Consider the following 19,329-nt stretch of genomic DNA (forward strand, 5'->3'; position numbering starts at 1 on the left):
ATGGGAGCAGTGTACCCGGCGACAACGCAGGCCACGTCCCGTTCGTTCCGCCATTTATGAAGCGAACGACCTTGCGAGCGCAAGCATTTCCGGTCCGGGAGGGCGATTTCGCTCCATCCCGGACCCTATCGTTATTTTAGCTATATTCAGCCGAGCATCATTAGACTGGCGTTCCCGCCTGCTGCCGTCGTGTTGATCGAGGTCGATACTTCCTCGACAAGCCCCGCCATCGGCCAGACACCGCACAGATCGCCGGGCGCACAATGCACAGGGACGATGGCCCCTGCCCATTCCGCCACAGTCAGGGCAACGGCACGGGCATCCTCGCCGCTGCCCTCGACCAGAGCGGCGGCGATAGCCTCACCGGTATCGGGACGCAGACGGTCGAGCACGGCAGCAGGCAGACCTTCCGGCAGCGCCACGCCTTCGGTTCGCGCAGTATTGCCCGTCGCGAGCACCGCCGCGATCAGCGCCAGCAGGCCCTCGCACGTGGAAGCCCGCGCCAGAATCCGCCCGCGCGGATGGATCGCGTAGAGGTTGCGCTCGCCCACCGGCCCGGCCAGTTCGACCTCGAAACCCAGCGGGGACTGCGCAGCGATGGCGCGCGCGGCGGCCAGTGCCGAGGTCTCGCCCTGCGCTTCCAGCCAGCCGAGGTAGGCCGCGAACGCCGCATCCTGCAGGCCCGTCGCGGGCAGTACCGCAGGTGCCTCGCTCACCAGACGGCCCAGATAGAGCGGCCCGCCCGCCTTGGGACCCGTACCCGAAAGCCCGCGGCCGCCGAACGGCTGCACGCCGACGATGGCGCCGATGACGTTGCGGTTGATATAGAGGTTGCCCGCCTTCACCCGCGCGCTCACGTCCGCCACCGTACCGTCGAGGCGGGTGTGCAGACCGAACGTCAGGCCATAGCCGGTCGCGTTGATCGCACCGATCAGGGCATCCAGTTCCTTGCGCTTCCAGCGCACGACATGCAGCACCGGGCCGAAGACCTCGCGCCCCAGCTGGTCGATAGAGCCGATCTCGATGATCGTCGGCGCCACGAACGTACCTGCCGCGCAACCCTCGGGCAGCGCGACCTGCTCGACCGCGCAGCCCTTCGCGCGCATCGCGGCGATATGCGCCTCGATGTTTGCCTTGGCCTCTGCGGTGATGACCGGGCCGATGTCGTTCGACAGGCGCTCGGTATTGCCGATGGCCAGCTCCGCCAGCGCGCCCTTCAGCATGGTCAGCGTGCGGTCGGCCACGTCCTCCTGCAGGCACAGCACCCGCAGCGCCGAACAGCGCTGGCCCGCGCTGTCGAAGGCCGAGGCGATGACGTCTGCCACCACCTGCTCGGCCAGCGCCGAGCTATCAACGATCATCGCGTTCTGGCCGCCGGTTTCGGCGATCAGCGGGATCGGCTTGCCCGCGCTCGACAGGCGATCCGCCAGCTGGCGCTGGATCAGGCGCGCGACTTCGGTGGAGCCGGTGAACATCACCGCTGCCACCTCGGGCGCGGCGACCAGCGCGGCGCCGACCGCGCCGTCACCCGGCACCAGTTGCAGCGCATCGGCCGGAACGCCCGCCGCATGGAGAAGACGCACAGCCTCGGCAGCGATCAGCGGCGTTTCCTCGGCAGGCTTGGCGAGCACCGGGTTCCCCGCGACGAGCGCCGCAGCCATCTGCCCCGCAAAGATCGCCAGCGGGAAGTTCCACGGGCTGATGCACACCACCGGCCCCAGCGGCAGCTGCGCCGCGCCCAGACGGATGCGCGACTGCTTGGCGTAATAGCGCAGGAAGTCGATCGCCTCGCGCACTTCGGCAATCGCGTTGGGCGCCGACTTGCCCGCCTCGCGCATGACGAGGCCCATCAGTTCGCCGATCTGCGCCTGCATGGCATCGGCGGCGGTATCGAGCATGGCCGCGCGGCGCTCGATGGGCACCTGCCCCCAGGTGCTGGCAGCCGCGCGGATCACGGCGGCGGCGGCGTATTCGGCACTGGCCTCGACCACTTCACCCACCACATCGCGGTGATCGGCGGGATTGAGCACCGGACGCGCCGAACCTTCGCCACCCTCTGCCGCCGCGCGCCATTCGCGCTGCGCCGAGGCCACCAGCGCCTGCGACAGCGCCGCCAGCGCCGTCTCGTCCGACAGGTCGATGCCCGCCGAGTTCAGACGCCCTTCGTAGAGACCCGAGGCCAGCGCGATCCCGTCATGGCGGGCGCCCGGCTGCGGCATCGCGCGCACCACGTCCACCGGATCGGCCACGAGATCGGCAATCGCCACCGCCGGATCGGCAATGCGGTTCACGAACGAGGAGTTCGCGCCGTTTTCCAGCAGGCGGCGGACCAGATAGGCCAGCAGCGTCTCGTGCGTGCCGACCGGCGCATAGATGCGGCACGGACGGTCGAGGTTGTCCTTGCCAACGACCTCGGAATAGAGCGCCTCGCCCATGCCGTGCAGGCACTGGAACTCGTAGCGACCGGTCGCGAAATCGGGGCCTGCCAGTTCGTAGATCGTCGCCAGCGTCTGTGCGTTGTGCGTCGCGAACTGCGGGAACACGGCGTCGGGCGCGGCCAGCAGCTTCTTCGCACAGGCCACGTAAGCGACATCGGTGTGGACCTTGCGGGTATAGACCGGGAAGTCGGCCAGCCCGTCCACCTGCGCGCGCTTGATCTCGGCGTCCCAGTAGGCGCCCTTGACCAGACGCACCATCATCCGGCGGCCCGAGCGGCGCGCCAGATCGACGATCCAGTCGATCACGAAGGGGCAGCGCTTGCCATAGCCCTGCACCACGAAGCCAAGGCCGTCCCAGCCCGCCAGTTGCGGATCGAGCGCCAGCGCTTCGAGCAGGTCGAGCGACAGCTCCAGCCGGTCCGCCTCTTCGGCGTCGATGTTCAGGCCGATGTCATAGCTCTTGGCGATCAGCGCCAGACGGCGCACGCTGTCCAGCAGTTCGTCCATGACGCGGGCGCTCTGCGCGCGGACATAGCGCGGGTGCAGCGCCGAAAGCTTGATCGAGATGCCGGGGCCTTCATAGACACCCTTGCCGTTCGAAGCCTTGCCGATGGCGTGGATCGCCACTTCGTAGTCACGATAATAGCGCACCGCGTCAGCCGCCGTGGTCGCCGCCTCGCCCAGCATGTCGTAGCTGTAGCGGAAGCCTTTGGCTTCCAGCTCGCGGGCGCGCTTCACCGCCTCGTCGATGGTCTCGCCGGTGACGAACTGCTCGCCCATCATGCGCATGGCAAGGTCCACGCCCTTGCGGATCACCGGTTCCCCGGCGCGCGCGACCAGACGGGTCAGCGCGGCGGAAAGCCCCTTGTCATCGACCGAGCCGACCAGCTTGCCGGTGACGACAAGGCCCCACGTGGCCGCGTTGACGAACAGCGACTTGCCGCCGCCCAGATGCCCGCTCCAGTCACCGTCCGAGATCTTGTCGCGGATCAGCGCATCGCGGGTGGCGTTGTCGGGGATCCGCAGCAGCGCTTCGGCCAGGCACATCAGCGCAACGCCTTCCTGACTGGAGAGCGAATACTCCTGTACCAGCCCTTCGACGCCGGTTCCCTTGTGCTTGGCGCGCAGCCGCGTGACGAGCGACGCGGCAGTCTCCGCAACACGCGCCTTCGTGTCCGCATCCAGCGTCGCCGCATCGAGCAGCGGCGCGAGGCATTCGGCCTCGTCGCGGCGATAGGCGGCAGTGATCGCCGCGCGCAGCGGCGTGGCAGGCGCGATGGCGGGGGCGAAAGCGGCGAAGGGTGCGGGCTTGGTCATGGCCGCGATAATAGCGAGAGGCCTTTCGGCGATCTGCACCGATTATCGGCAACTGACAGGCCAAATTGACTTATTTAGCGGCCTGTTTTAGCCATACTGCATGGCAAAACCCGTCACTCCGGTCGATCTGGATATCCTCGACCGCAAGATCGTCGCGGCACTGCGCGAAGATGGCCGCATGAGCGTGACCGAACTCGCGCGTCAGGTCGGCATGTCGAAAACGCCCTGTCAGGTCCGTTTGAAGCGCCTGCTCGATTCCGGCGTGATCCAGGGCTTTCGCGCGGTGGTGGACCCTGCCCGCCTCGGCATCGCGCAGATCGCCTTCGTCGAGGTCAAGCTGTCCGACACCCGCGAGGCCGCGCTGGGAGAATTCAACAAGGCGGTGCGCCGCATTCCCGAAGTGGAGGAATGCCATATGCTCGCCAGCGCCTTCGACTATCTGCTGAAAGTGCGCACCGCCAGCATCCACCGCTACCGTGAAGTGCTGGGCGAGAAGATCTCCACCCTCCCCCACGTCGCCAGCACCTCGACACTGGTGGCAATGGAAACGGTGAAGGATCTGGTGCGGTAGAGTCCTGACCATGGACTTTATCTGTCACCATTTTCGAGCATGGCAATCTTGGTGCCTGCGCAGCAAAATCCCCCCAGTCACCTGTAAACGCGGCAGGATCCTCTTCGACCCTGCCCATAGCGTCTCACTGCTTCAGGCCTGTTTGCGTGTCGCCACCGCGCGATTCTCAAAGGCTGCCTACCCTTGCCCCCTTGCCTTTCGGCCTCCCTGCCCGTAGCGGCTCCTCGCGTTCGCCACAGGAGATACGTTCATGGTCCCACGCTATTCCCGCCCCGCGATGACCGCGATCTGGGAGCCCGAAGCCCGCTACCGCATCTGGTTCGAGATCGAGGCCCACGCCGCCGTCAAGATGGGCGAGATGGGCACCGTGCCTGCCTCTGCCGGCAAGGCCCTGTGGGACTGGTGGGCGACCAACCCGACCATCGACGTCGCCGCGATCGACGCGATCGAGGCCGTCACCAAGCATGACGTCATCGCGTTCCTCGACTGGGTAGCGCAGCAGGTCGGCCCCGAGGCGCGCTTCATGCATCAGGGCATGACCAGCTCGGACGTGCTCGACACCACGCTGAACGTGCAGCTGGTCAAGGCCGCCGACATCCTGCGGGTCGACCTCGACGCCCTGCTCGCCGCGATCAAGCGCCGCGCCGAGGAGCACAAGTACACCCCCACCATCGGTCGCAGCCACGGCATCCACGCCGAGCCGGTGACCTTCGGCCTCAAGCTCGCCGAAGCCTATGCCGAGTTCAGCCGCTGCAAGAAGCGCCTCATCGCCGCGCGCGAGGAAGTCGCCACCTGTGCGATCTCGGGCGCCGTGGGCACCTTCGCCAACACCGATCCGGCGGTCGAACTCTACGTCGCCGAAAAGCTCGGCCTCGAAATCGAGCCGGTTTCCACGCAGGTCATCCCGCGTGACCGCCACGCGATGTTCTTCGCCGTGCTGGGCGTCATCGCCAGCTCGATCGAGCGCCTCGCCATCGAGGTTCGCCACCTCCAGCGCACCGAAGTTCTGGAAGCCGAAGAATATTTCTCGCCCGGCCAGAAAGGCTCGTCGGCCATGCCGCACAAGCGCAACCCGGTGCTGACCGAAAACCTCACCGGCCTTGCCCGCGTGGTCCGCTCCTCCGTCACCCCGGCGATGGAGAACGTGGCGCTGTGGCATGAGCGCGATATCTCGCACTCCTCGGTCGAGCGCTTCATCGGTCCCGACGCGACGATCACCCTCGACTTCGCGCTGGCGCGCCTGACCGGCGTGATCGACAAGTTGCTGATCTACCCCGAGCGCATGCAGAAGAACCTCGACCGCATGGGTGGCCTCGTCCACTCGCAGCGCGTGCTGCTGGCGCTGACGCAGGCAGGCCTGTCGCGCGACCAGTCGTACCGTCTGGTCCAGCGCAATGCGATGAAGGTGTGGGAATCGGACGGCCAGCTCTCGCTGCTCGAACTGCTCAAGGCCGACGAGGAAGTGACTGCCGCCCTCAGCGCGCAGGAGATCGAGGACAAGTTCAACCTCGACTATCACTTCAAGCACGTCGACACGATCTTCGCGCGCGTCTTCGCCGACTGATCGCTTCTATCCTGTCGCCGGAGGGCTTCTCTCGATCCTTGAGGGAACCGCCCCCGGCGCCGGGCTTTTCACACCGCTCAATCGCGCCTAGCATAAGGCCCGTAGCGTAACGGGTCGCAGGCTTACGCCGCACAGGCTAATGCCGAACGGCACCAAGGGCAGGAGAAACCATGCAGATCATCCGCACCATCGCCTGGATCGTGCTGACCATCATTCTGGTGGCCTTCGTCGCCATGAACTGGACCAAGGTGGTCATCAATCTCTGGCCACTGGGGAACGGCTACGTCAACGTCGTCTCGCGGATGGGCTATTTCATCATCCTGTTCGTCGCCGTGGGGTTCGTGCCCATGTGGCTGTACTATCGCGGGATGAAGTGGAAGCTCACCCGCCGTATCGCCAGCCTCGAAAACACCGTGCGCGCGCTGACGCCCTCCGAACCCGTCGCCGCTGCGCCGGTCGCTACGGCACAGGTCGCCGCCGAGCCCGCGCCCCTCACCACCCCTGCCGAGCCGATTGCGCCCGGCTTCGAAACCCGACCGGACACCCAGCCATGAGCAACAACCCCGTCTATCTCGCCCTCGACCTGCCGCGCCTCGATGCGGCCGAGGCGCTGGCGCGCAAGGTTGCCGGCCATGTCGGCGGGATCAAGCTGGGCATGGAGTTCTTCTATGCCCACGGCCATCACGGCGTACACGAGATCCACAAGCTGGGCCTGCCGATCTTCCTCGATCTCAAGCTGCACGACATCCCCAACACCGTCGCCTCGGCCATGCAGTCGATCCACGTGCTGGAGCCTGCAATCGTCACCGTCCATGCCGCAGGCGGACGCGCGATGATGGAGGATGCCAAGGCCGCGGCGGGAGACAACTGCAAGGTCGTGGCCGTCACCGTGCTGACCAGCCTCGATGCCAACGACCTGACCGCCACCGGTATCTCGTGTGCCGCCACCGATCAGGCGCTGCGCCTTGCCGAACTGGCGCACTCGGCGGGCCTCGACGGCATCGTCTGCTCGGGTCATGAGGTCGGCGCGGTACATCGCCAGTGGAAGGACGGCTATCACGTCGTCCCCGGCCTGCGCCCGGCCCTTCCCGGCACCAACGCCAGCCATGGCGACCAGAAGCGCACGATGACCCCGCGCGAGGCCCGCGATGCCGGTGCCAGCGTGCTGGTCATCGGTCGCCCGATCAGCCGCGCCGAAGACCCCCTCGCCGCCGCCCGCGCGATCGAGGCGACGCTTTAGGATTTATCGAAAGGGCGGCCCAATGGGCCGCCCTTTCCAAATCCCCTTCCTAAACTGAACCTGAGCCACGATCACGGTTCAGCCCGTCGCAACCTCCTCTCGGCCAGATCGTTGGCCCGATATCCAAGAGAGAGAGGATGGAGTGCGACCCATGAATCTATCGACCACAGCCCGCATCAAGACATTTGCGCTGGCGAGCGCCGGGCTGCTGGCGGCGGCCCTGCCCTTCGCCGCGCAGGCGCAAAGCGCGACCGATGGCTCCACCATCGCCGCCGGGCACACCATGCTGACCATCAATGCCGAAGGATCAAGCACGCGCACACCCGACATGGCGAGCTTCTCGTCCGGCGTGACCACGCAGGGCAAGACCGCTTCGGAAGCGCTCACCGCCAACGCCCGCAAGATGTCGCAGGTAATCGCGGCGCTCAAGCGGGCCGGTGTCGCCGACCGCGACGTGCAGACCAGCAATCTCAACCTCAGCCCGGTCTACTCGCAGCCTGCGCGCAATGCCGATGGCAGCTATCAGGCGAACGAGCGGACCATCGTGGGCTACGAGGCGACCAATACCGTCTCGGTGCGCCAGCGTGACCTTGCCGCGATGGGCAAGGTGATCGACGCGCTGGTCACGGCGGGCGCGAACCAGATCGACGGCCCGAATTTCCAGCTGTCCGAGCCCGACGCGGCGCAGGACGAGGCGCGTCTCGACGCGATGAAGGCGGCGGCAGCGCGCGCCAAGCTCTATGCCGGTGCAGCAGGGCTGCATGTCGTGCGGGTCATCTCGATCTCGGAAAGCGGTGGCGGCAGCCCGGTGGCGCCGATGATGTTCGTGCGCAAGGCGGCGATGGATGCGGCGCCTTCCACGCCGGTAGCGGCAGGCGAGCTGGAAACGCGCGTCAACGTGACCGTGCAGTACGAACTGGCCCCGTGATCCGGGCCTGACCTGACCGAAAAGGGCGCGCTTCGGATAACCCGAGGCGCGCCCTTTTTCATGCCGACAATCTGCGACGGCTCTCAGTTCAACATCATGTCCTGCGATTCGATGCCGTAGCTGGCCAGCACCAGCTTGTCCTGACCGCCCTTTCCACCCTGTTCGGGCGAATCGCTCTTGGCGCCATCGACCTTGGCAAACACGAACTGCTCGGTTCCGGTGCCCTTCGCGAAGCTGGTCTGCATCGTCACCGTCACGGTCGAGCCGCCGGTTCCGGCATTGACGTTCCAGCCGACCTGCTTCGTGCTCTTCACCGCGCCCAGCTTGGTATGCACCGCCGTCAGCAGCTTGCCGAAAGCCGCCTCGCTGGTGCCCGAATGCAGTTTAGGGCCACCTCCGGCCCAGATCGCCTGCCATTGTCCGGCATCCAACTGGCGATGGAACTGCGCCACTTCGCTGTCGGCGCTGGCGATCGACTGCTTGACGTTGCAGCCGCTCAGTGTTGCGCCAGCCATTGCGAGCGCCGTAATCGGCAGTACATAGCGCGCCAGACGGTTCATGAGCCGTATCCCTTTTCCTCGACCGGTCGGCAGGCTCGTGCCCGCCTTGCACCGGTCATAGCCGGGACGCCCGTGTGATGCCTACTGCCGCGATCAAGATCTGTGGAATTCGCGAGGGCGCCGCGCTCGATGCCGCGATTCGCGCAAGGGCGGACCATGCAGGCTTCGTGTTCTTCCCGAAAAGCCCGCGCCACGTGACGCCTGCCGAGGCTGCCGCTCTCTCTGCCCGCGCCGAGGGACGGATCGGTCGCGTCGGCCTGTTCGTCGATGCCAGCGACGAGGCGATTGCCGAAGCGCTCGCCGCTGCGCGGCTGGATGCCCTGCAACTCCATGGCAGCGAAACGCCCGAGCGTGCGGGCCAGCTTCGCGCCCGCTTCGGCGTGCCGGTGTGGAAGGCACTGAGCGTTGCGGGCTCCGAAGACGTCGCGCGTGCCGCCGCTTATGCCGGTGCGGTCGATCTGGTGCTGTTCGATGCCAAGACGCCCAAGGGCACGCTGCCGGGCGGCATGGGCCTCAGCTTCGACTGGAGCCTCGTCGCCCACTGGAAGGGCCCGGTCGCCTGGGGGCTCGCCGGTGGCCTTGCGCCGGAAAACGTCGCCGAGGCGATCCGGCTGACCGGCACGCCGCTGGTGGATACCTCCTCCGGCGTCGAAAGCGCACCGGGCGTGAAAGACGAAGGCAAGATCGCGGCCTTCTGCCACGCAGTACGCAGCGCGGGGTGAGATTGGTCGGGGGCGGGTGTGAGCTTGTCTTCGGTCTTGCCAGAACCCCCAACGCAAAAGGGGCAGCCCTTGCAGGCCGCCCCTTCAGCCTGAGAGGCTCGAAAGCCCCTCAGGTACTCGGTTCCGAAAATCAGAACTTAACGCCAACGCCAACCAGGCCGACGTCTGCGTCGGGGGTGTTGTCGCCGATCAGCAGGTGCTGGTACTCAACCTTGCCGTAGTAGCGGTTGGTGAAGTTCTGCTGCCAGCCGGCGCCCACGGCAACCGCGCTGTTGCAGTACTTGCAGTTCTTCGACTGCCACTCGCTCATGGCGTAGAGCTTGCTCTGCGGCAGAACCTTGAAACCGATACGGCCGCCGGCGCCCCACGAAACGCGGTTGTTGCTGGCGAGAACCTTGGTCGCGCTGCCTTCGACGCCGATGAACGCGCCGGTGTTGCCGAGGTCGTAGTCGTAGCCGGCTTCGACACCTGCGGTCGCGTCGCTGTTGTGCGCGTCCCAGATCACGCCGGTGGTGGCGCCGATGCGGGCTTCGTCAGCGAAAGCGGGGGTGGCGGCGGCAACAGCTGCCACGGCAGCGAGCGAAACGAGTGCAATACGCATGGGGTAACTCCTGAGAATTATTGTTTTTCCCCCGGCCCTCACCGGGGAAGGGCCCGTTGCTCCCCCTCACCTTTCGCGAAAATGAACAGCCTTTTCGGATAGTACCGCAAACCGTCACAAAACTGCCGCTTACAGACACTATGTTGTCATGTCCTGCACTGCGGTTGCGTTTTGCGCACTTGAAAGAGGCTAGGCCGCCCCACCGCGTGAAGGCGCTGGACTTGCCCGCGATGCTCTGCCAATCGCCCTTCATGACCGCGCAAACGCCTGTGAACAGTTTCCGCAACCAGCCTGACGAGCATGGCCACTTCGGCCAGTTCGGCGGGCGCTACGTCGCCGAAACGCTGATGCCGCTGATCCTCGATCTCGAAAAGGAATACCGCAAGGCACAGGCAGACCCGGCGTTCTGGGCGGAATTCGATGCGCTGATGAAGGACTTCGTCGGCCGCCCGAGCCCGCTCTATTACGCCCCGCGCATGACGGACCATTTCCGCGCGCAGGCACCGGCCGGAAAAGGCCCGAAAATCTACTTCAAGCGCGAAGAGCTGAACCACACCGGCGCGCACAAGATCAACAACTGCATCGGCCAGATCCTGCTGGCGATCCGCATGGGCAAGACGAAGATCATCGCCGAAACCGGCGCCGGCCAGCACGGCGTCGCCACGGCCACCGTCGCCGCGCGCTTCGGCCTGCCCTGCAAGATCTTCATGGGCGCCAAGGATATCGAGCGCCAGAAGCCCAACGTCTTCCGCATGAAGCTGCTCGGCGCCGAAGTGATCAGCTGCGAAAGCGGCTCTCAGTCGCTCAAGGACTCGATGAACGACGCGCTGCGCTACTGGGTCGCGAACGTGCATGACACGTTCTACATCATCGGCACGGCGGCAGGCCCGCACCCCTACCCGGAACTGGTCCGCGATTTCCAGTCGATCATCGGCAAGGAAACGCGCGAACAGATGATGGCAAAGGAAGGCCGCCTGCCCGACATGCTGGTGGCCCCGGTCGGCGGCGGCTCGAACGCGATCGGGCTGTTCCACCCCTTCCTCGACGATCCGGACGTCGCGATGACCGGCATCGAGGCAGGCGGCCACGGCGTCGATACCGACAAGCACGCCGCCTCGCTCACCGGCGGCAAGCCCGGCATTCTCCACGGCAACAAGACCTACCTGCTGCAGGACGAGGACGGCCAGATCACCGAGGCGCACTCGATCTCGGCAGGGCTCGACTATCCGGGCCTCGGGCCGGAGCACTCGTGGCTGCACGAATCGGGCCGGGTGAACTACGTGCCGATCAACGACGATCAGGCGCTGGAAGCCTTCCAGCTGTGCTGCGAGCTGGAAGGGATCATCCCCGCTCTCGAAAGCGCCCACGCCCTCGCCGCACTGCCGCAGCTGACGGCGGAAATGGACGAGGACAAGCTGCTCGTCGTCAACGTCTCGGGCCGCGGCGACAAGGATATCTTCACCGTAGCGCAAGCGCTGGGCGTGGAGTTGTGACACACATTTAGCCCTCTCCCCTTGAGGGGAGAGGGTTGGGAGAGGGGCATGCGCGACGCCAGTCTGACCCGATACGCCAGGGCCATGCGTCACGAAATGACCGAACCCGAAATCCGCATGTGGCTCCAGCTGCGCGCGGAACGTTTTGAAGGGGTGAAATTCCGGCGGCAGAAAGTGATCGGCCCGTTCATCGCCGACTTTTCCGCCAATGAGCCTCGACTTGTCATCGAGATCGACGGTCATACGCATGACATCGACGATCCGCGAGACAAAGAGCGGACCCAATATCTTGTGGAGCGCGGCTATCACGTCATCCGCTTCACCAATCTGGATGTGATGACGAACATGGATGGTGTCTTGATCAAACTGTCGCAAGCGCTCGAAACGGCGCGCGAGGCCCCTCTCCCAACCCTCTCCCCTGAAGGGGAGAGGGCAAAGTGACGACCGCGATGACCCGCTTCGAAACCGCATTCGCCCGAAAAATCAACGGCAGGAGCGCCCCCGCGCTGGTCTGCTTCATCACCGCAGGCGATGGCGACACCGCCGCCAATCTCGACGCGCTGGTCGCGGGCGGGGCCGACGTGATCGAGCTGGGCATGCCCTTTACCGATCCCATGGCCGATGGTCCGGCAATCCAGGAAGCGAACATCCGCAGCCTCGACAAGGGCACCAGGACCGCCGACGTCTTCCGCATGGCGAGCGAGTTCCGCGCGCGCCACCCGCAAGTGCCGCTGGTGCTGATGGGCTATGCCAACACGATGATCGCGCGCGGGCCGGACTGGTTCGCTGCCGAGTGCGCCAGGGCCGGGGTCGATGGCGTGATCTGCGTCGACATTCCCGCCGAGGAAGACGCCGAGATCGGCCCGGCGCTGCGCAGTGCAGGTATCGCCCCGATCCGGCTGGCGACGCCCACCACCGATGCCGCGCGCCTGCCCAGCGTGCTCGAAGGCTCGGCCGGGTTCCTTTACTACGTCTCGGTCGCCGGGATCACCGGGATGCAGCAGGCCGCGCAAAGCTCGATCGAGGACGCGGTAACGCGGATCAAGGCGAGCACCTCGCTGCCGGTCGCGGTGGGCTTCGGCGTGCGTACCCCCGAACAGGCCGCTGCCATCGCAAAGGTAGCGGACGGCGTGGTCGTCGGCTCGGCCTTCATCGATCTGGTGAAGCAGCACGGCGACAACGCCCCGGCGGCGCTTCGCGAGCTGACCGCTGCGCTGTCCGACGCGGTGCACACCGCGCGCGAAACCGCCTGAGGATCGCCCTTTGCGCGATTTTGCGGTCTCGGACAGCCCCGAGGTTCAGGCCCAGCTCGACCGGCTGGGCGCGCTCACCGTGCCGCAGGGGCGGCTGGGGCTGGAGACGATCCGCGCCCTGCTGGAGCGCCTCGGCGATCCGCACAAGCGGCTGCCGCCGGTGTTCCATGTCGCGGGCACCAACGGCAAGGGATCGACCTGCACCTACCTGCGATACATGCTGGAAGCGCAGAGCCTGAAGGTCCATTCGGCCACCAAGCCGCATCTGGTGCGCTACAACGAGCGTATCCGGCTGGCCGGAGAGCTGGTGTCCGACGCGATGCTGGCCGATCTGCTGGCCGAAGTTCTGGACGCGGGCGAAGACCTGTCGCCCAGCTTCTTCGAAGTGACCACGGCAGCGATCTTCCTGGCGTTCGCGCGCGTGCCTGCCGATGCCTGCGTGATCGAGGTCGGCCTTGGCGGACGGCTCGATGCGACCAACGTGATCGACAATGCCGCCGCGCTCGGCATCGTCACGCTCGGCATCGATCACGAGGCCTTCCTGCTGCGTCCCGAACCCGGCGTGCCGCAGGAACCTCTCGCCCGCATCGCCTTCGAGAAGGCCGGCATCGTGCGCGGCCCCTCACCGCTCTGCACCCTGTCCTATCCCGAGGCCGCAAGGCTGGAGATCGAGCGCGCGGCCCTGAACGCAGGCGCGCCGCTGCACATGCGCGGCACCGGCTGGGATGCCAGCGTCACCGAGGTCATCGACTATTCGGACCGCTTCGGCGCCCTCACCCTGCCGCTGCCAAGCCTGCCGGGCCGTCATCAGGCCGAGAATGCCGCGCTTGCCGTCGCCATGTTGCGCCATCAGGACCGCGTGACCGTCTCGCCCGAGGCGATGGCGCAGGGCATCCGCGCCGCTCGCTGGCCCGCGCGCCTGCAACACCTTTCGGCAGGGCCGCTGGTAGCCCATGCGGGTAATCGCGAGGTCTGGCTGGACGGTGGGCACAACCCGGACGCGGGGCTTGCCATCGCCCGGCACTTTGCGGGCCAGCGCCTGCACCTCGTCATCGGCATGCTGGCGAACAAGGACCCGCGTGCGCTCACCGGACCGCTGGAGGCCAGCCTCGCCAGCCTCAGCGCCGTGCCGGTGCCCGGTCACGACATGCACGAGGCCCGCGATTTCGGCCCCGACGCCATCGCTGCACCCAGCGTGGAAGCGGCACTCGCAGCGCTGCCCGACGATGGCCTGCCGGTGCTGATCGCAGGCTCGCTCTACCTTTCAGGCGAAGTCCTGCGCGCCAACGACGAGATTCCGGACTGACGCAAAGCGCTGTCAGGTCTCCAGCCTGCCGAACGGCAGCAGCTTGAGCGCCAGCGCCGCAGCGGCCTTGCCATCACCTGCCCGCAAGCTGGGCAGTATCGTCAGCGCGGCGCGCTTCATCACCGAATCGAGTGGATCAGAGACCTGTGCCGTGGCGGCGACCTCCGCCAGACGGCGCGCCTTCGCCACGGCCTTGGGATCGCTGCGGATCTGCAGCAGCGCCGCGATGCCCGGATAGAACGCCTCGTTGCCGCCAAGTTCAACCGCGCGCGCCATCGCTGCCAGCCCCTCGTCCCGGCGCGCACCGAGCGCGGCGCGGGCAAGGAGACCGCCAAGCTGGTCCACCGCGCCCAGATGCCACGCCGCGATCGCCATCAGCACATCGGGATTGCGCGGGTCCTGCACCAGCAAAGCCTTGAACGCGGCCAATGATGCCATCACTTCGGAGCGGCTGCGCAGCAGCTTGCCGCGATAGCCGATGGCCACGGCGCGCTGGAGAGCGGACTCGCGATCTGTGGGATGCACAGCCAGCGCCCGGTCGGCATTGGCCGTCGCCTGCGCGATCAGCTGGAGCGCCCTGACCTTGTCGTTCGTACCAAACGCCGCCGTCGTCAGCAGATCGCGCGAAGCCTGCGCGGCTGCCGGAGCAGGCTCTGCCGCCAGCACGGCACAGGCAACAAGCGCCATGCAGGCTCGGGCATTCTCGTATCCGTAATTCACCCGCATCGATCATGTCCCCTCGAAGCCAGCCTACAGGCTGAGATCAGGGACACAACCGCCGAGTTGGCAGCGGGTTGCGCGCCTTAGAGCGTGGCCGGCCGCCGCGCCACCCGTGCCGAACGCCACCACTCCAGCGCGCACAGCACGATGGCAAACCCGCCGATCCACGTCACGAAGACGAACATCGCATGATAGCCCTGATCGGCGATCATCTGCCCCAGCGCCCCGCGCCCGAGCGTGCCGACCAGCATCGTCAGCGATGACAGCAGGGCGTACTGTACGGCGCTGTATCCCTTGGCAACGATCGAGGACAGCCACGCCACATAGGCGGCAGACGCGATACCGGTCGCCAGATTCTCGATCCCGATGGTGATCATCAGGCTGGCAAGACGCGGCTCTCCGCCGAATGCCTCGACCATGCGGGTCATGCCGGTCCACTGCGCCAGGACTGCCATATGCGCGCCGCCCGAGGCCAGATCGGCATAGAGCAGGTTGGTCAGCGCCGCGAGCACGGCGCCCAGCAGCAGCGTGGGCATACGCCCCAGTACCGTCAACAGACCGCCGCCCAGCGCCAGCCCCAGCACGGTGGCACCCACGCCGAAGAACTTCGAGGCGATCGCCACCTCATCGTTGCTGTACTTCAGATAGCCCAGATAGAAGGGATAGGCGAACGTGCCCCAGATCGCATCGCAGATGCGGTAGGTCAGCACCAGCGCCAGGATCAGCACCAGCGACCAGCCCAGCCGCCCGACGAATTCCACCAGCGGCAACAGCAGGGCGCGGTAGAGATGGTCGGCGATCGAGACATGCTCCCGCCCACCGGGAAGGTCCGCTTCCAGCACATGGCGTCCACGCTTGCGCTGGGCGACCAGCCATCCTGCGACAAGCGCGGGCAGCACGATCGTGGCGATCACGATCAGCGGGCCGCCGGTGGTAATGAATGCAGTGGGATCGGGGCGCTCGCCGACCGGAGCGGTCATCGATTTGACCATGAACACGATCACCGCGACCAGCGCGGCTGCCCACAGCGCGCCCACCACCAGCAGCGCACGCAGGCGCACCACGGGATCAAGCTCGCCTGCGCGCCTCAGGTCGAGCATGGCGTCCTGCTCCTCGGCGGTCGGCCCGCTGGCCTCGGCATCGGGAGCGAACAGACCGGCGATGCCGATCACCAGCAATACCGCGCCCATCAGCAGATAGGTTTCCGGCCAGCCGATCCGTGCCGCCAGAATGAGGCCGAGCGCCCCCCGACCAGCGAGGCCATGCGGTAGCCCATCTGATAGACCGTCGAGAGCACGTCGATCGTCGCTTCCTCATCGGCGATGTCGATGCGCCAGGCGTTGATGACGATATCCTGCGTTGCCGAGGCGAAGGCACCGATTGCAGCGAGCAGCGAGAACCAGCCGAGGTCGGTCTTCGGGTTGAGCACGCTCAGCGTCACCAGGATCGCACCCAGCAGCATTTGCGCCAGCACGATCCACTGCTTACGCTTGCCCAGCTTGCGCAAGGCGGGAATGTCCATCCGGTCGAGCAGCGGCGACCACAGGAACTGGAAGGCATAGGCCAGACCAATAAGCGAAAAGACGCCCATCGTTTCCAGATCGACGCCCGCTTCGCTCAGCCAGGCATAGAGCGTGCCCAGAAACAGCGCGAAAGGCAGGCCCGAACCGAAGCCGAAGATGAGCATGAAGGCCGTCTTGCGGTTGGCCAGAGCCATCCCCAGCGAATGCCAGCCGCGTTTGCGTGCGGCGGGGGCTTCGGACATCTGCGCGATTCTCCATGGCTGCGTCGGTGCGAACGATCACGGTAAAGCCAATTGACGTCATGGGAAGGCTGGAAGCGAAGGCGATCAACAGGTATGGCGCAAGCCATGTCCAAACCACCCTATAAATCGAACGGCCCGAAGCGCCCCGGTCCGCCGCGTAACGGCAATGGCGCAAGTGCAGGCGCACGCGGAGCCGGTTCGCGCAGTGGCAGAGGCCGTGACGAGCGCGCCTCCGAAGGCCGCGACCGGGATAGCCGGGATCGTCAGGCCCCCTCACGCGGCCGCTCCGAAGATCGCCGCGACGCCCACCGCGATGAGCGCCGTCTGGGTCGCGACGAGCGCGCGGCGCGTGATCGCAACTCTCGCGACGATGCGCGCAGCGCCGAACGCCCTTCACGCGATGAAGGCCGGATCGGGCATCGCGGCCCGCGCCGCAGCGAGCGCGCCGCTCCCGCCGACAAGGCCCCTGCCCGCTTCGGCGACCGGCGTCGCGCCCGCGAAGAGCAGCAGCGCGGAGCACACCGCCGCGGCGATGAGCGCCGGGGCAATCGCGCCGAGAGCGAGGCCGGCAGCGGCGCGTCGCGGGGCGCTCCCATCCGCAGCGCCTCGATGGGCGGCGTTCACACGCGCAACGAACGACCTGCGTTCGGCGAGCGTCCCCATCGCGACGACCGTGCCCGCCCGGAACGCCCCTACTCCGAGCGTCCGCATCCCGAACGGCCTGCGCGTGCCCGTCCTTCCGGCGAAAGACGTTCGCAGGAGCGTATCCCGAACGAGCAGGGATCATCCGAACGTCCCTGGGCGGCGCATGCTGCCACAGAGCGCGGCGGCTCGCGGACTCACGGCGCTGAACGCCGCGAAGGCGCCCGCCCTCCGCGCCGCGACGGTGACGCCCCCCGCCGTGACAGCAGCGCGCCGCGCGCCAGCGCTCCCTTGCGCGGCGCGGGTTCGGCTTACGCCAAGCCCTATCGCGACAGTGACAAGCGCCCCTCGGTCCGTCCGGACCTGCGCACCGCGCCGCACAAGACCTCGCGCCCGACCGGCCCGACACCCAAGAACCCGAACCTGCCCGAGCGCGAGGGCGAGCGTATCGCCAAGCTGCTCGCCCGCGCAGGCGTCGCCAGTCGCCGCGATGCCGAGCGCCTGATCGCCGAGGGCCGCGTCAAGCGCGGGGACGAGGTGATCGATGCGCCTTCGACCGTTCTGCTGGACCTGACCGGCGTGACCGTCGACGATCAGCCGGTCGGCGCGCCCGAAGCGACTCGCCTGTTCGTGTTCCACAAGCCTGCCGGTCTGCTCACCGCCGAGCGCGATCCGATGGGCCGCCCGACCATCTACACCGCGCTGCGCAACGCCCTGCCCGAAGGCACCGGACGCGTGATCCCGGTGGGGCGCCTCGATTACAACACCGAAGGCCTGCTGCTGCTGACCAACGATGGCGAGTTCAAGCGCCAGCTGGAGCTTCCCTCCAGCGCGGTGCCGCGCACCTATCGCGCCCGCGCCTTCGGCGACATCACCCAGCCGCAGCTCGAAGCGCTGATCGAGGGGATCGAGATCGACGGCGTGCACTACGGCAAGATCGACGCCAACATGGAGCGCCGCACCGGGCGTAACCAGTGGATCGAACTGACGCTGACCGAAGGCAAGAACCGCGAAGTACGCCGCGTGCTGGAGCATCTGGGGCTGGAAGTCAGCCGCCTGCTGCGCACTGCCTATGGACCGTTCGTGCTGGCCGACCTGCCCAAGGGTCTGGCCTACGAAGTGCCGCCCGCCGCGCTGGAACGCTTCCGCAACTCGCTGGAGAGCGGCAAGTGAAGCCGTTCGCTCCGAAGGCAGCAGGGCCGAAGGCAGCTGGCGCAAAGAGCACGGGCCTGCGCATCGTTTCCGGGCAGTGGCGCGGGCGCAAGCTGGCCGCACCCGAAGGCGAGGCGACCCGTCCGACGGCGGACCGCACGCGCGAGACGCTGTTCTCGATGCTCGCCAGCCGCCTCGGCTCGTTCGAGGACCTGAAAGTCGCCGACCTGTTCGCGGGCTCGGGCGCGCTGGGCCTGGAAGCGCTTTCGCGCGGGGCGGCGCATTGCCTGTTCGTCGATCAGGACGCCGCCGCGATCCGCGCCATCCGCAGCAATATCGCCAACCTGAAAGCGCAAGGCATCAGCGATGTGCGCGCGTCCTCGGTGCTGGCGCTGGGGCCTGCGAAAGCGCCGCTCGACCTCGTGCTGCTCGACCCACCCTATGACACCGGCGCGGGACAGGTCGCGATCGACAAGCTGACGCGCCTCGGCTGGATCGGCGAGCAGACCTGGGTGAGTCTGGAGACCTCGGGCAAGGAAGCGGTCTCGATTCGGGGCTTCGAACTCGATGCCCAGCGCGATGTCGGCAAGGCGCGGCTGCACCTGCTGCGGCGGGTGGCGGCGGGTGGCGGCGGATAGCAGCCCGGCAGAGGCCTGAAACTCATACGAAAAGGGCGCCCCCACAAGGAGCGCCCTTTTTCTTTGCCGGAAAAGCGAGCGCCTTATCCGCCCGACATCTGGCTGGCAGGCTGGCCCGGCCAGTGATCCAGCGGCACGTTACCGAAGTGCAGCCCCGCCGAACGCGGGTTGATGCAGCCATCCTGCACGTTCTTCGTACATACCGCGTAGTTCTGGCCATCCACCTGAACCTGCGTCGCGCGGCCATGGGCATCGCGCTGCGTCACGGTGGCGTGCTGCGAGTTCATCCCTTCCGCATAGGCAACGCCCGTGAACGAGATCGTTGCGGCGGCCAGCGCGAAGGCTGTGATTCGATTGAACTTCATCGTTGTCTCCGAGTTCTCTTCAACAACCCCTGTCTGCCTGTTGCAATGCGGGAG

The 19,329-nt window shown here is 66.9% G+C and carries 19 protein-coding genes; 12 read left to right on the forward strand and 7 right to left on the reverse strand.

From position 1 onward, the window contains the following. Positions 1-146: 146 nt before the first annotated feature. Complete coding sequence (putA, locus tag CI805_RS12460; protein ID WP_260923763.1) at positions 147-3,755, reverse strand: trifunctional transcriptional regulator/proline dehydrogenase/L-glutamate gamma-semialdehyde dehydrogenase; 3,609 nt, start codon at positions 3,753-3,755, stop codon at positions 147-149. A gap of 100 nt (positions 3,756-3,855) precedes the next feature. Here putA and CI805_RS12465 point away from each other — a divergent pair, with 100 nt between their 5' ends. From CI805_RS12465 to CI805_RS12485, 5 genes are all read left to right on the forward strand, one after another. Continuing rightward, positions 3,856-4,326 carry an Lrp/AsnC family transcriptional regulator gene (locus tag CI805_RS12465; protein WP_260923765.1) on the forward strand — a complete coding sequence of 157 codons (471 nt, stop codon included), beginning with the start codon at positions 3,856-3,858 and terminating at the stop codon, positions 4,324-4,326. 250 nt (positions 4,327-4,576) lie between these two features. Continuing rightward, positions 4,577-5,890, forward strand: coding sequence for an adenylosuccinate lyase (gene purB / locus CI805_RS12470; RefSeq protein WP_260923767.1), 1,314 nt, complete (start codon positions 4,577-4,579; stop codon positions 5,888-5,890). A gap of 170 nt (positions 5,891-6,060) precedes the next feature. Beyond that, the gene (locus tag CI805_RS12475) at positions 6,061-6,444 is read left to right on the forward strand and encodes a LapA family protein (protein ID WP_260923769.1); all 384 of its coding nucleotides are present in this window, start codon (positions 6,061-6,063) and stop codon (positions 6,442-6,444) included. Beyond that, entirely contained in the window at positions 6,441-7,130 is a 690-nt protein-coding gene (gene pyrF / locus CI805_RS12480; RefSeq protein WP_260923771.1) for an orotidine-5'-phosphate decarboxylase, read from the forward strand. The genes CI805_RS12475 and pyrF overlap by 4 nt, the downstream gene beginning before the upstream one ends. A 151-nt stretch (positions 7,131-7,281) precedes the next feature. Further along, positions 7,282-8,058: an SIMPL domain-containing protein gene (locus CI805_RS12485; RefSeq protein ID WP_260923772.1), complete on the forward strand. Its 777-nt coding sequence runs from the start codon at positions 7,282-7,284 to the stop codon at positions 8,056-8,058. Positions 8,059-8,141: 83 nt separating this feature from the next. Here CI805_RS12485 and CI805_RS12490 read toward each other — a convergent pair whose 3' ends face one another. Continuing rightward, complete coding sequence (locus CI805_RS12490) at positions 8,142-8,618, reverse strand: DUF4019 domain-containing protein (RefSeq protein WP_260923774.1); 477 nt, start codon at positions 8,616-8,618, stop codon at positions 8,142-8,144. A gap of 77 nt (positions 8,619-8,695) precedes the next feature. Between CI805_RS12490 and CI805_RS12495 the strand changes: the two genes are divergently transcribed. Further along, entirely contained in the window at positions 8,696-9,340 is a 645-nt protein-coding gene (locus CI805_RS12495; protein WP_260923778.1) for a phosphoribosylanthranilate isomerase, read from the forward strand. 130 nt (positions 9,341-9,470) lie between these two features. Here CI805_RS12495 and CI805_RS12500 read toward each other — a convergent pair whose 3' ends face one another. Continuing rightward, positions 9,471-9,941 carry an outer membrane protein gene (locus CI805_RS12500; RefSeq protein WP_260923779.1) on the reverse strand — a complete coding sequence of 157 codons (471 nt, stop codon included), beginning with the start codon at positions 9,939-9,941 and terminating at the stop codon, positions 9,471-9,473. A gap of 251 nt (positions 9,942-10,192) precedes the next feature. Here CI805_RS12500 and trpB point away from each other — a divergent pair, with 251 nt between their 5' ends. Genes trpB through CI805_RS12520 form a run of 4 tightly spaced genes read left to right on the forward strand, consistent with a single transcriptional unit; the run spans position 10,193 to position 13,993 of the window. Further along, complete coding sequence (gene trpB / locus CI805_RS12505) at positions 10,193-11,434, forward strand: tryptophan synthase subunit beta (protein WP_260927968.1); 1,242 nt, start codon at positions 10,193-10,195, stop codon at positions 11,432-11,434. Positions 11,435-11,482: 48 nt separating this feature from the next. Next, positions 11,483-11,875, forward strand: coding sequence for an endonuclease domain-containing protein (locus CI805_RS12510; RefSeq protein ID WP_260923780.1), 393 nt, complete (start codon positions 11,483-11,485; stop codon positions 11,873-11,875). Between the two features lie 8 nt (positions 11,876-11,883). Further along, complete coding sequence (gene trpA, locus CI805_RS12515) at positions 11,884-12,687, forward strand: tryptophan synthase subunit alpha (RefSeq protein WP_260927969.1); 804 nt, start codon at positions 11,884-11,886, stop codon at positions 12,685-12,687. A 10-nt stretch (positions 12,688-12,697) separates the two neighbouring features. Continuing rightward, complete coding sequence (locus CI805_RS12520) at positions 12,698-13,993, forward strand: bifunctional folylpolyglutamate synthase/dihydrofolate synthase (RefSeq protein WP_260923782.1); 1,296 nt, start codon at positions 12,698-12,700, stop codon at positions 13,991-13,993. A gap of 12 nt (positions 13,994-14,005) precedes the next feature. Here CI805_RS12520 and CI805_RS12525 read toward each other — a convergent pair whose 3' ends face one another. From CI805_RS12525 to CI805_RS12535, 3 genes are all read right to left on the reverse strand, one after another. After that, entirely contained in the window at positions 14,006-14,719 is a 714-nt protein-coding gene (locus CI805_RS12525) for a hypothetical protein (RefSeq protein WP_260923783.1), read from the reverse strand. A 77-nt stretch (positions 14,720-14,796) separates the two neighbouring features. Further along, the gene (locus CI805_RS12530) at positions 14,797-15,903 is read right to left on the reverse strand and encodes a hypothetical protein (RefSeq protein WP_260923785.1); all 1,107 of its coding nucleotides are present in this window, start codon (positions 15,901-15,903) and stop codon (positions 14,797-14,799) included. Beyond that, on the reverse strand, positions 15,903-16,478 hold the full coding sequence (locus tag CI805_RS12535) for a hypothetical protein (RefSeq protein WP_260923787.1): 576 nt from the start codon (positions 16,476-16,478) through the stop codon (positions 15,903-15,905). The genes CI805_RS12530 and CI805_RS12535 overlap by 1 nt, the downstream gene beginning before the upstream one ends. 105 nt (positions 16,479-16,583) lie before the next feature. Between CI805_RS12535 and CI805_RS12540 the strand changes: the two genes are divergently transcribed. Beyond that, on the forward strand, positions 16,584-18,293 hold the full coding sequence (locus CI805_RS12540; protein WP_260923788.1) for a pseudouridine synthase: 1,710 nt from the start codon (positions 16,584-16,586) through the stop codon (positions 18,291-18,293). 56 nt (positions 18,294-18,349) lie between these two features. Beyond that, positions 18,350-18,910 carry a 16S rRNA (guanine(966)-N(2))-methyltransferase RsmD gene (gene rsmD / locus CI805_RS12545; protein ID WP_260927972.1) on the forward strand — a complete coding sequence of 187 codons (561 nt, stop codon included), beginning with the start codon at positions 18,350-18,352 and terminating at the stop codon, positions 18,908-18,910. 83 nt (positions 18,911-18,993) lie between these two features. On the opposite strand, the gene CI805_RS12550 is transcribed toward rsmD, so the two are convergent. Further along, complete coding sequence (locus tag CI805_RS12550; RefSeq protein ID WP_260923790.1) at positions 18,994-19,275, reverse strand: hypothetical protein; 282 nt, start codon at positions 19,273-19,275, stop codon at positions 18,994-18,996. Positions 19,276-19,329: the final 54 nt, after the last annotated feature.

Origin of the sequence: Novosphingobium sp. 9 (assembly GCF_025340265.1) — a bacterium.
GTDB lineage: Bacteria > Pseudomonadota > Alphaproteobacteria > Sphingomonadales > Sphingomonadaceae > Novosphingobium.